The sequence below is a fragment of the Tenacibaculum sp. M341 genome, from assembly GCF_004337695.1.
Lineage (GTDB): Bacteria > Bacteroidota > Bacteroidia > Flavobacteriales > Flavobacteriaceae > Polaribacter.
On sequence record NZ_SJXJ01000017.1, the window covers coordinates 80563 to 91836 of the forward strand.

Below are 11274 nucleotides of genomic sequence, written 5' to 3' on the forward strand. Positions count from 1 at the left end.
AATACTATGTATTTAATGATTTTCAGTTAAAATTTGGTATACTAAATCTTTAGTTAATGGTTGTCCGGCAGCTAATTCCTTAATTTTGGCAAAAGGAAAAACAAATGTACACCCGTTTTTATGTTCAGAACACCCATAAGCAGTTTTACCTTTTAAAATGGTTCCTTTATTACATTTTGGACATGTAATTTTATCAGAATTGGAATCCGTACTTGACTGATTTTGAACTGACGTTTTTTGTACAGCTGATGCTTTCGGTTCTAATTTTAATTTGAAATTGTCATCAAAACGAATTAAACCTTCAATTTTTCCATTGTCAGTTTTCCAACCTTTTAAGTTTGTTGTACTGCCTTTTTCTAATAATCTGATGTATTGATTCTCGGAAATCTTCTTTTCTAAAAAAGAAAAAGGTAATTTTAAATCACAACCATTTTTAAAGTTAGAACAACCATAGGCACTACTTCCTTTAAGAAGTTTACCTTGTTTACATTTAGGACATTCTTTGCCTACAATTGTTTTTTTAGTCGTTTTCTTCTTTTTTGTTTCAGTGGTATTTACAGCTACATTATTTTCAGCAGATAAACGAACTGTTTTTTTACTAGATCTAACTTCATAAACCAATTGATCTACCATTCTTTTCATCTGATTAATGAAGGTAGCAGCATGGTAATCACCGCGTTCAATTTCTTTTAATCGTTTTTCCCATAGACCAGTTAATTCGGCAGACTTTAATAATTCATTATCAATTAATCCAATTAAGTCGATACCTGTTTTAGTAGGAATGATTAATTTTTTTTGACGCTCTATGTATTTTCGTTTGAATAATGTTTCAATAATACTTGCACGAGTAGAAGGTCTTCCAATACCATTTTCCTTCATCAAATCGCGCATTTCATCATCTTCTACTTGTTTACCAGCCGTTTCCATTGCTCTTAATAAACTAGCTTCTGTGTAGTTACGTGGAGGTTTGGTTTCTTTTTCTAGGAAACTAGGTTCGTGTGGACCTTTTTCTCCTTTTTCGAAGTTTGGAAGTAAACTTTGTTCTGTGTTTACTTTCTTAGGTTCTTCGTTGTATTCAAAAACTACCCGCCATCCTTTGGTAAGAATTTCTTTACCGGTGGTTTTAAAAGAAACTTCATCAGCTTTACCAACAACAGCAGTGTTTGAAATATCACTATCAGGATAAAAAACAGCAATAAATCTTCTTACTATGATATCGTATACTTGTTGTTGATTGTATTGTAAGTGCGTTTGTATTCCAGTTGGAATAATAGCGTGGTGATCCGTTACTTTTTTATCGTTAAAAACTCGTGATGATTTCTTTATTTTTTTACCAAGTAGAAGAGTGGTAATTTCACTATACTCAGTTAATTTTTGTAGAATTCCAGCAACTTTCGGATAAATATCATTCGGAAGAAATGTAGTATCTACCCTCGGATAGGTAACTACTTTCATTTCGTATAATTTCTGAACAATTTTCAGTGTTTCATCCGCAGAAAATCCAAATTTATTATTACAATATACCTGTAACCCTGTTAAATCAAATAGTTTAGGAGCATAGTCTTTTCCTTTCTTTTTGGTTACAGAAACAATTTCAAAATCACTTTCTTTTACTTTATCAGCAAAAGCTTGTCCTTCTTCTTTCTTTAAAAAACGACCTTCTTCACAATTAAAAACGGTGTTTCTATAAGTGGTTTGTAGTTCCCAATAAGGTTGAGGTTTGAAATTTTGAATTTCTAAGTATCTATTTACCAACATTGCCAAGGTTGGTGTTTGAACACGACCAATAGATAGTACTTGTTTGTATCCGCCAAATTTAACGGTGTATAATCTAGTGGCATTTAACCCTAACAACCAATCGCCAATGGCACGAGAAAAACCTGCGTAGTACAGATTATTATATTTTTCGTCTTTTTCTAAGTTGTTAAAACCTTCTTTAATGGCTTCTTCTGTAAGAGAGGAAATCCAAAGACGCTGTACTTCACCCTTATATTCAGCCTGATTTATTACCCAACGCTGAATTAATTCTCCCTCTTGTCCGGCATCCCCACAGTTTATAACCACATCTGCTTTTTCAAATAATGATTTTACAATTTTAAACTGTTTTTGAATCCCGCTATCTTCGGTAACTTTCGTATTGAATTTTTCAGGAAGCATGGGAAGATTATTTAAATCCCAGCTTTTCCAATGTGGTTTGTAATCTTTAGGTTCTAAAAGAGTACATAAATGACCAAACGTATAAGTAACCGCATAACCGTTACCTTCAAAATATCCATCATGTTTTGTTTTAGCCCCTAAAATATTAGCAATTTCTCTTGCTACACTAGGCTTTTCGGCAATACAAACCTTCATAGTTCCGTCATTTTTCAGCTACGAAAATAATAAAAAGTGGTAGAATTAAATTTTATTATTTATCAACATTATACCCAATACTAATATAGCCATCATTTAATTATTTTGCTAATAAAGGTTTTTCAATCTCTTTTATAGTTTTAGTGTGCATAGATTTTTCTGTTTCTTGGTTGATTTCCTAGTATTTATTAAAATTTGAATTTACTTTTTAAGTATATCTTTGTACCTGCTAAAAATATTATGCATGGAAGGAATAACACTTATAGAGAGTTTTATAACAAATGATATTGAACTGTTTTGTTATTTGAAAGAGAAGGTTCACTGGGATGAAAGAATGTCTGCTAGAAAAACAGCTAGTTATGGAGAAGCATATAATTATTCACAAATAAATTACCCGTATCAAAAGTTTACTGTAGAGTTGGAAGAAATAGTAAGAAAAATTGACGAAGTATTAGGTTTTAAACCTAATAACTGTTTAATAAATTACTATTTAGATGGTCGGCCTAAAATGGGGTTTCATTCAGATCAAACAGATATTTTGTATGAAGATACAGGAGTTGTAATTATATCTGTAGGCGAACCTCGTATTTTGAGATTTAGAAACATAGAAAATAGAGAAGTGAAAAAAGATTTTACACTCTCATCAGGATCACTTTTTTATATGACTAATGATGTTCAAGATAAATGGCAGCATGCAATTCCGAAAGCTGACACTGAAAAAGCTAGAATGAGTTTAACTTTTAGAAAGATTAAGCAATAGTTAAAGTTGAAATATGAAAAATATAGTAGGATTTTTTTTATTGATGTTTGTGTTTTTTTGTTGTGAATCAAAAAGGAAAGAAACAAAAGATAATACCAAAATATTGTTTTCTGATTTTATTTACGGTAAAGAGTTTTCTTTAGATACAGTATACGATATCAATTTATTTGCTAATAAAAGTGAGATTTTAAAAGCGATTTATAAAAGAAACACTGGTTTTACGAATATTTCAATGGTAAAAGTTGTAATAGACAGTATAGGTTATATTTTTGATATTAATTGTGTCCCAAATAATTGTTTTAGTGGTCCTTTTATTAAATCTAAGAATGAGTTGTTAGTTTATGAAGATTCTGTTGTAAAACCTAGTTATAGTAATAGAAAAGTAAAATATTCGATTGATAGTTTAGAATATGCGTATCAAAAAGATATTTTAAATAATGGAAAAGAGTTTTATTTATCTGATTCTCCTGAACATTTGGTATTAGGGATCGTTTTTGAGGATACTACTTCTGTAAAAAGAATGAAAAAGGTGTTGAGTAGCGTAATTAAAAGTCATCAAAAAATAGAGGAGAAGCTCAGTTGTTCGCTTCCGTTGAATATATCAATAGATCATATTATTCCTCCTGAGCCACCACCTTTATTAGAAGAGTAGCGTTTATATAACTATTATTGGTCAACCCATTTTATATTGGTTTTGTTTTTAGGGTCTTGTAATATAAATACGGTATCATTTTTAGAAAACCAACGATAAGCTTTTGAAGGAATTCCAATTTCTTTGATTTTATATTTACCATTTACATTGAATTTTACCGTTAAATAATAACTGTAGCTTACAGGTTTTCCTCCTAAAACTTTGTCCTTTTTAACAACAATAGCTTTTGTTTTAATGCCGTTTTTGTTTAAAAAATATTGATTTATGGCAGTATAAATTGGAAATCCAATAATAAAAGAAAGTCCAATTATTAAAGCAAAAATTTTTAGTTTATCTTCTTTTGTGTTCAATAGAGAAATAAAGATTTAATTTATTGAGGGTTATAATATAGTTTATTAAAAAACGGTTTGAAAGTAAACTCAAACCGCGATTAGTTTTTTAGTTAGCTGGAATTTTTATTGAAAGCCATTTTTCAAGTGTTGAAATTAATCTACTCTTTTCATCAGGAGTCATTGATTTAATTCTAGCATTTCCATGGTGTTTTCCTTTCAATATAAACCATTCTGCATCTACATTATTATTTTCAGGAACAGCTGTGGCTGACCAAGTATCAATTTCTCCATAAATGTATATGAATTTATTTCCATTTTTTTGTAGCCAAAGTTCAGTGTCTTTTAAAAGAGTTTCATTAAAAGTATTGTTAAATTGAGCCAACTGTGATGGAATGAAAAGTGCCATTGGATTTTTATCGGTAGGTAGGTCTTTTAAGTATTCCTTAAACTTACTTGTTTCATATCCATAATATCCCATTTCTGTAGCAGCCTGATAATAATGTGAACTATAATGCCAAACAGAGCGATCACTAAAAAATGTAAGATCGGATGTATTTATCAAATAATCGGTTAATTCTTCTATTGTAGCTGCTTCAGTTGGTATGCTATTACAATCATAACCCCATTGCCAAAACGAAAAAGGATATTCCATTACAGCATATTCGAAAGCTTCACCAAAAGACACAAATTGATATTGTGCTCTAGCTCCTTTGCTGTAAAATTTTAATAATGGTAATATTTTGTCTCTGTTTTTTAAAACTCGTATCTGAAAATCGGTTATTTTCTTTCTGCATTCATCAGTACCTACTGTGCTTAGGAAATCATAGATTCTTTTGTCTTCATATGAATTGTTTAAAGGAGCTACATAAGGAACGCTGACATCAACATCATTTGGATAAAAATATCTGTAAAATATGGTGGTTGAACCTCCTTTACTGATTCCTGTGCTGATCCATTTTTTTTGATAAATAGTAGCAAATAGTTGTTTTATTTTATGAAGATCGGCAGTAGCTTGCTTCAGATTTAAAAAAGTGAAATCCGGAGATTCTGGTATGCTATTACCAAAGTAACGATGCTCAACCATTATTTGATTAGATTGTAAAAGTTCAGTCAATTCTGACATTCTGTTTCTACCAGCATTGTATCCTGAAGTAACCATTACGGTTGGTTGCTGAAATCCTTTGTGCGATAGATATACTTTTTGATTGAAATATCCTTTACTAGCATCAGAATGATCTACAGGTTGCTTTACAAGCAATTCATATATTTCATAATTATTTTTTTCTTTTATTTTCTTAAAAGTGATGTCAGAAATTTCTGAAAGCACTGAGGCTATTGAGTTTTCTTGTGCCTGATTATTAAAAGAAACAAATAAGAGTAGTACTAAAAAATAGATTTTTTTCATAAATATAAAATGAAATATTTTGAGCTGATAAATTTAGGAATTAGTTATAACTTTTTAATAAAGTAAACTTTGCTAGTGTGATTTGTGTTTATTCTTTATCGAGAAATTGATGATAGTTTTCAATTTTGTTTTTAAGTCGATTAGCTAAATAGGAGTTTCCATCTTTTAAATGATCATAAATCATAGTAGCTTCAGCAATATATTTTTCTTTTTTATCATTATTCCAGTAGAAGGGAGGATGGTAAAGATTACAAATTCGATCTGCCATTTTAACAGCCCAAACCTCTTTTGGTTGTTTTTTGATTCTTTCTAAACTATCAAGCATCATTTCCTTTTTACTAGACAGACTTTCATTTTTGGTAAGTGCAGCTACACCATTGGCTATTTGTTCACCAAAAATTTCTTTAGCTTTATTGTAATTAAAATCAGTATCTTCTATGGTGTCATGTAGCACTGCACAATGCATGGCTAAATCAGTATCAAAATCTTCACTTATATTGGAAGCATTCAATACCTCAAAAACAACACTTCCAATGTGGTTGATGTATTCTACTTTTTCGCCTTCTTTTACACCACCATATTTTTGACCATCGTGTAATTTTGAAGCCAGTTGCCAAGCATCTTGTAATTTATCTATAGACCATTTTTTATTCATAATTGTTTTCTTTTAAAAGATTTAGCATTTAAGAAAAATCTAATTTAGGCTTATTTATTGTCCCATTCAATATCGTAACCAACTTCACCCTCTTCAATTTCTCCGACTTTAAAACCTAAAATTTCGGTTGCTATTTGTTTAAAATAAATAAATCAAGCACATACTAAGTAATGAGACAGACGATATTGTTATCCCTAAAAAAATAGCACATCCTGCACTTAAGCAACCAGCAGTTTTACCCACACCATCAACAATATCAAGACTATTTCCAATAATAGAAGAGCTATTACTAAGATCATATCCGCAATTAACGCATGTTTTTGCGGTATCACTTACCTTGTGTCCACACTCTTTACATTTAATTAAAGCCATGTTTTTTAATTTTATTCTAATTTTACAACTGAAACTGTTCTACATTATACCCTTTATTTTTAAGTTTTGAAAGTAATCCATCTTCACCATGAAGGTGTAATGCACCAACAATTACAAATTCTACTTTTTTATCAGATAAAAAGCCTTCTATTTTTGGAAGCCAATTGTTATTTCTTTCTACTAATAAGGATTCATAAATACTTGGAAACTCAGTTTTCATGTCTTTTAATTGCTTTTTCATAGTTTTAGAAGTACCATCTCTCCAAGTTGAAATTAAATCTGATAAGTGCTTTTGCATATTCTTAAAGTCTTTTAAAGAATATTTTACAAAGTTATCTTCATCACCTTCTCCCATGGATGTTAGTACTTCTAGTTGTTTGTCTACAGATTCTAAATAAGAAAGTTCTTTTTCATTTTCTTTAGATTTAGAAAAGAAATATTTGTCTACACCTTGTGATGACATTCCTGATTTTTGCATTTTTAGCATTGTTAATGTTAAAACAATCATAGAAGGTTTAAATTTTCCCATGTTTGCTAACGGTAATGATACTTTTGACGCTTCGGCTTCTAAAAGTTTATATACGTCATCGCTAATTAAATCTTTTAAAGTTTTATCTCCTTTAATAATACTTTTCATCATTAATGATTGTGCAACTTGTGGATCTTCTAGTTTTGAAATATCAGTTTCAAATACCACTTTTTTAGCGTTTTTAAAAGCAGCGTCAAACTCACTAGGTAAAGGATAATCACTAGGTCTTAATATGTGAACAGAGCCTCCAAGGTATAATTCTTTTCCATCTTTGCTAACTTTCCAAATAGAAGTTTGTGCAAATGCAGCTAATATAAGTAAGTTGAAGATTAAAGTGAGTTGTAATTTTTTCATATTATTTTAGGTTGTTTGTGTTTTAGTTTTAAATGAAACTTTTTATCTATTGTAAGTTTAGGTTTTTTGAGACCTCTTTAAATGAACTAATTTTTTCATTATCTCCTAGTTCTAAAAGGTGATCTAATATAGTTTTTACTAAATCTGATGGTAATTTAACTATTTCATTTTTTCTTTTTTCATAAAAATCTCCTGAGGAAAAAAATCTAGCCATACCATGTTTTTGTTCTTCAGATAAGTTAGAAATATTATCAACTATCAGTAGTTTTTTTGTCTCGAATTTTAGAAGTACTTCATGAGGTATTAATTCAATAACAGGGAATCCATTCCAAGAAGTAAATCCACAACCATAAAGATTGTACATTTCTAAAATTAAATCGTTTTCATTTGGAATTTCTTTAATTAGTTCAGAATAGATTTTATCATAATCGAATATGTAATCATTATTGATAGCGTTAATAATAGCTTGTGGAGATTTATCAGTCCAATTCTTAAACTCAATTTGATACTTTTCTTCTCTAATTAAAGCTTCGTTGTATTCAATTAAAGGTTTTTCAATACCTAAATTATTAAACCATTCTAGTAGAGCAACATGATCTTTTAATTCTGCATCATCTTTCCATTTTTCTTTCCATCTAATATGGGTTTTAGCTATATATTCAATTTGGTGTTTTTTTACCATCTTTAGTTATAAAATTAAAGAAAAAGTCACCTCCGTCTAAAATATGACCAAATAAATCTGTTTTTATTTCAAGTTTTTTTCCAATAGTTTTAATACCCTGTCTAGTATTTGTACTATAAACTATTGGATACTCAATTTTTCCATTTTTTATAGATCTTTCGGATATTGTAAGCTTATCAGTTTTTTCAATTAGTTTTTCTAAATCTAGAGGTTTTGGTGAGGGAAGTTTACTGTTGTAGAATTCCATAACTTCTGGGCTAACAAGTGTTTTACTTCCGTTTTTTTCAATTAGAGTCCATTCCTTTTTTTTCTTAAAAAAATCGGTAATCCAATTTATTATTTTCATAGTTTTTAATTTCAGTAATTATGTTTTTTTTACCACAAAGTTAATTAAAAAGAAGAAAAGCGATTTTTAAGTGTATTCAAATGAATAAAATAGAGGAGAACAAGTTTAAATATTCTAAGATTTACGAATCATATAAACTCCAATCCAAATAAACCAAACAATTTGAGAAACTCCGAATATTTCTGTAAAAATATCCAAAGGATAAACAGACAAAATTCCTGAAAGACCTACTATACAACCAAGAATATTTAAAGATTTAGTGAATATATCATTCTTCAAAGCAAAAACACTGATCAGTAGTACCCAAATACCTCCGACAATTTCATTACCACCACCGAGGTCTTTGGTAATAATACTAACGCTAGACCAAATTAGCATAGTGTTTTCGGGAGTATTGGCATTGTTAGTAACAACATGGTGTAAACCAATATTAGAAATCATTCCGCAAGCAATGACAAGCCCCACCCATAAGATTCCAAAAGAAAAAGTCAATTTAGATAAAGCTGGATGATAAGTTTTTAATCGTTGGTGAATAGCTACCACCAGAATAGCTAAAAGTATTCCGAATAAAATATAGCTAATAAAATTTAGAATAGATAACGTATTATAATTGTTAGTTAAGAAGTTTAATTTTTCGTTTGCAGAAGCATTTACGCTAGGAAATACTATAATACCTCCATAAAAAATAAAGGCTGTAATGTATATAAAAACTTCTAAAATGGCACAAATGCTCTCAATTTTCTGTAGTTTGCTTAATTCGTTTATTGATAATTTGTCTAACAATCAACGATTTAGTTTGTGTTACAAAAGAGAGCTTTAGGATTGCTTTTTATTGGTCTTAAAAATAGTTAAAACTATGCACTTTAGTGCATCTCGCTTTAGCTTCTAAAAACTTTCATTACATTTATAGGATGTCAGTTATTCAAAGAAGTAATAGTCATTCAGTAAGTCGTTTAACAGTACATTTAGTTTGGAGTACGAAGTATAGGTATGATGTTTTGCATGGAGATATAAAAATAAGGTGTCGTACAATTTTGAAACAGGTTTGTGAATCTGAGAATGGACATATTTTGAAAGGAGTAGTTTCAAAGAATCATGTTCATATGCATGTAGAATATCGTCCTTCGTTGTCAGTTAGTGATTTGGTTAAGAGGTTAAAGGGTAGGAGTTCAAGGAGATTACAGCAAGAGTTTCCTGAATTAAATAAGCGTTACTGGGGTCGTCATTTCTGGGGTATAGGTTATGGATGTTGGAGTACAGGTAATATTACAGATGAAATGGTAAATGAATATCTAGAGCATCATAGAAAGCCTGATGATGACGGTTCAAATTTCATATTAGAATGACTTTCAGTCGTAACAAAAACTATGGCACTTTCAGGCCATAGTGGTTTATTTTAAAAATTGACAGTAAATTGTATGTAAAATGATTTTATAACTACCAAGTTTTGTTCCAATTTATGAATTCAATAAAGTTAGCAATTAATTCTATTCCTATACATTTTTTCTTCCAAGTAATTGGTTTATAAGTATCTTCTTTATTATCTATAAAATCCCAATCAGAATACTCCATGGAATATAATAATGTTTCAAAATCAAGTTCAATTTTAAGTGTTTGTTGGTAGTTTAATTGTCCATTGGGTAAAGGTTTACTAATAAGTAATCTCCAGGTTGATGAAGCAGCAAAAAGTTCATTACTATAATCGGTTTTTAAAACCCACTCAATAAAGTTGGTAAATCCATAATCAGTAATTTTAGATTTGTTAAGTTTCTTAAAAATAATCAACTGATTTTTCCAAGAACTCTTTAACATTTCTCTATTAAAAATTTGTGTCTCAAATCCAGTTTTCATTTCTTTCTTTTTTACCATTGCATTTTGTGTTGAAGATTACTGTGTAATTGTTGTTTTATTCTTCTGGTTTTGATACCATTCAAAGAAAATATTATAATCGTTATCAATACAATTAGTCCAAAAATCACCAGTTTTACTTTTCCAATTATGTGAATCAGCATTCCATTCAAAGCAGTGTGAAATACGATTTTTATATACTAATTCAATACGTGAGATATTACTTTTTTTATATTTTTTAGAGTTAAATAGCACATAATTAACAATATCTAAGTTCTTTTTTCCGAACTTTTCAGTTGCTTCAATATCATGAATACAACCGTCTGCAAACAAAATAGTGTCTAAAGGTTCATTACGATTACCCTTCATAGAATAAAAAAGATCAAATCTATCATTAGCAGCGGTGTAAACGAGTTTTTGATTCAATATGTAACAATTATTCTTTACTTCAATAGGTGACTTGAATAGTTTATAAAAGTAACTTTCAAGCTCTTCTTTCACACCATAAAATCGAATCTCATCTGCTTGATAACAGTTTTTAGAAGAGTAATTGTAAAAAGGATTTTCATTTGTTTTGTAAAATAATGATTGTCCCATTATAGTATCTTTATCATAACTTTCATCAGCGCCAATTTCCCAATAATGGAATCTTTTTAAAACATCATCTAGAAAAAACTTAATCCATCTTTTAGACATGTAAAGAATATCTAAATAACAATCTTCATTGTTCCAGTAGTAGTAACAAAATGAAACAAGATTAATTTGTTTGATGATTTCTTCAATCTCTTGATTTTCTATTTTAAAATCAATAGGAAATAATCTGACATATCTTGATGTGTAATTCATTTTAATGTTTTGATAATAATAACCCGTTGTGCATTTAGGCAATATTAACTTTTAGATTATTTATTTTTCGTTTTTCTATGAATTTATTAATGTATTGAATAGTTGTCAATGCTGTTATTTTGGCTAGAATCCTAGTTTTAA

14 protein-coding genes and 1 pseudogene are annotated in these 11274 nt (G+C 29.4%); 3 read left to right on the plus strand and 12 right to left on the minus strand.

Annotated elements, in window-relative coordinates:
- Positions 1-12 precede the first annotated feature (12 nt).
- Positions 13-2352: a DNA topoisomerase 3 gene (locus EYW44_RS17025; protein WP_132725307.1), complete on the minus strand. Its 2340-nt coding sequence runs from the start codon at positions 2350-2352 to the stop codon at positions 13-15.
- Between the two features lie 244 nt (positions 2353-2596).
- Here EYW44_RS17025 and EYW44_RS17030 point away from each other — a divergent pair, with 244 nt between their 5' ends.
- Both EYW44_RS17030 and EYW44_RS17035 read left to right on the plus strand, forming a co-directional pair.
- Positions 2597-3112, plus strand: coding sequence for an alpha-ketoglutarate-dependent dioxygenase AlkB (locus EYW44_RS17030; RefSeq protein ID WP_132725310.1), 516 nt, complete (start codon positions 2597-2599; stop codon positions 3110-3112).
- Positions 3113-3125: 13 nt separating this feature from the next.
- The gene (locus EYW44_RS17035; protein ID WP_132725313.1) at positions 3126-3764 is read left to right on the plus strand and encodes a hypothetical protein; all 639 of its coding nucleotides are present in this window, start codon (positions 3126-3128) and stop codon (positions 3762-3764) included.
- 14 nt (positions 3765-3778) lie between these two features.
- Here EYW44_RS17035 and EYW44_RS17040 read toward each other — a convergent pair whose 3' ends face one another.
- From EYW44_RS17040 to EYW44_RS17075, 8 genes are all read right to left on the minus strand, one after another.
- Positions 3779-4114, minus strand: coding sequence for a hypothetical protein (locus tag EYW44_RS17040; RefSeq protein ID WP_132725316.1), 336 nt, complete (start codon positions 4112-4114; stop codon positions 3779-3781).
- Between the two features lie 88 nt (positions 4115-4202).
- Positions 4203-5501, minus strand: a complete 1299-nt coding sequence (locus EYW44_RS17045; RefSeq protein ID WP_132725319.1) for a S28 family serine protease — start codon at positions 5499-5501, stop codon at positions 4203-4205.
- 88 nt (positions 5502-5589) lie between these two features.
- Positions 5590-6156 (minus strand): HD domain-containing protein, encoded by a 567-nt coding sequence (locus tag EYW44_RS17050; RefSeq protein ID WP_132725322.1) that lies wholly within the window; start codon positions 6154-6156, stop codon positions 5590-5592.
- 138 nt (positions 6157-6294) lie between these two features.
- Entirely contained in the window at positions 6295-6528 is a 234-nt protein-coding gene (locus EYW44_RS22905) for a zinc-ribbon domain-containing protein (RefSeq protein WP_132725324.1), read from the minus strand.
- Between the two features lie 22 nt (positions 6529-6550).
- Positions 6551-7411 (minus strand): TraB/GumN family protein, encoded by an 861-nt coding sequence (locus EYW44_RS17060; RefSeq protein WP_132725327.1) that lies wholly within the window; start codon positions 7409-7411, stop codon positions 6551-6553.
- A gap of 46 nt (positions 7412-7457) precedes the next feature.
- Positions 7458-8093, minus strand: coding sequence for a hypothetical protein (locus tag EYW44_RS17065; RefSeq protein WP_132725330.1), 636 nt, complete (start codon positions 8091-8093; stop codon positions 7458-7460).
- Complete coding sequence (locus tag EYW44_RS17070) at positions 8071-8439, minus strand: hypothetical protein (protein WP_132725333.1); 369 nt, start codon at positions 8437-8439, stop codon at positions 8071-8073. Before EYW44_RS17070 ends, EYW44_RS17065 begins: the two co-directional genes overlap by 23 nt.
- Positions 8440-8553: 114 nt before the next feature.
- Positions 8554-9222 (minus strand): DUF4386 family protein, encoded by a 669-nt coding sequence (locus EYW44_RS17075; RefSeq protein ID WP_243643689.1) that lies wholly within the window; start codon positions 9220-9222, stop codon positions 8554-8556.
- A 128-nt stretch (positions 9223-9350) separates the two neighbouring features.
- Here EYW44_RS17075 and tnpA point away from each other — a divergent pair, with 128 nt between their 5' ends.
- Positions 9351-9785, plus strand: a complete 435-nt coding sequence (gene tnpA, locus EYW44_RS17080; RefSeq protein WP_132725336.1) for an IS200/IS605 family transposase — start codon at positions 9351-9353, stop codon at positions 9783-9785.
- Between the two features lie 91 nt (positions 9786-9876).
- Here tnpA and EYW44_RS17085 read toward each other — a convergent pair whose 3' ends face one another.
- The 3 genes and pseudogenes from EYW44_RS17085 to EYW44_RS17095 form a co-directional block, all read right to left on the minus strand.
- Complete coding sequence (locus EYW44_RS17085; RefSeq protein ID WP_132725339.1) at positions 9877-10308, minus strand: hypothetical protein; 432 nt, start codon at positions 10306-10308, stop codon at positions 9877-9879.
- 18 nt (positions 10309-10326) lie between these two features.
- Positions 10327-11133 (minus strand): hypothetical protein, encoded by an 807-nt coding sequence (locus tag EYW44_RS17090; protein WP_132725342.1) that lies wholly within the window; start codon positions 11131-11133, stop codon positions 10327-10329.
- Positions 11134-11167: 34 nt separating this feature from the next.
- Positions 11168-11274 (minus strand): annotated as a pseudogene (locus tag EYW44_RS17095) (IS982 family transposase); the annotation flags it as partial.

What these genes read in the sequence shown, in the direction of transcription:
- EYW44_RS17065 (WP_132725330.1), bottom strand. Translation starts at nt 8,093, where the DNA reads ATGGTAAAAAAACACCAAATTGAATATATAGCTAAAACCCATATTAGA.
- EYW44_RS17090 (WP_132725342.1), bottom strand. Translation starts at nt 11,133, where the DNA reads ATGAATTACACATCAAGATATGTCAGATTATTTCCTATTGATTTTAAA.
- EYW44_RS17035 (WP_132725313.1), top strand. Translation starts at nt 3,126, where the DNA reads ATGAAAAATATAGTAGGATTTTTTTTATTGATGTTTGTGTTTTTTTGT.
- EYW44_RS17085 (WP_132725339.1), bottom strand. Translation starts at nt 10,308, where the DNA reads ATGGTAAAAAAGAAAGAAATGAAAACTGGATTTGAGACACAAATTTTT.
- EYW44_RS17030 (WP_132725310.1), top strand. Translation starts at nt 2,597, where the DNA reads ATGGAAGGAATAACACTTATAGAGAGTTTTATAACAAATGATATTGAA.
- EYW44_RS17050 (WP_132725322.1), bottom strand. Translation starts at nt 6,156, where the DNA reads ATGAATAAAAAATGGTCTATAGATAAATTACAAGATGCTTGGCAACTG.
- tnpA (WP_132725336.1), top strand. Translation starts at nt 9,351, where the DNA reads ATGTCAGTTATTCAAAGAAGTAATAGTCATTCAGTAAGTCGTTTAACA.
- EYW44_RS17025 (WP_132725307.1), bottom strand. Translation starts at nt 2,352, where the DNA reads ATGAAGGTTTGTATTGCCGAAAAGCCTAGTGTAGCAAGAGAAATTGCT.
- EYW44_RS17045 (WP_132725319.1), bottom strand. Translation starts at nt 5,501, where the DNA reads ATGAAAAAAATCTATTTTTTAGTACTACTCTTATTTGTTTCTTTTAAT.
- EYW44_RS22905 (WP_132725324.1), bottom strand. Translation starts at nt 6,528, where the DNA reads ATGGCTTTAATTAAATGTAAAGAGTGTGGACACAAGGTAAGTGATACC.
- EYW44_RS17060 (WP_132725327.1), bottom strand. Translation starts at nt 7,411, where the DNA reads ATGAAAAAATTACAACTCACTTTAATCTTCAACTTACTTATATTAGCT.
- EYW44_RS17070 (WP_132725333.1), bottom strand. Translation starts at nt 8,439, where the DNA reads ATGAAAATAATAAATTGGATTACCGATTTTTTTAAGAAAAAAAAGGAA.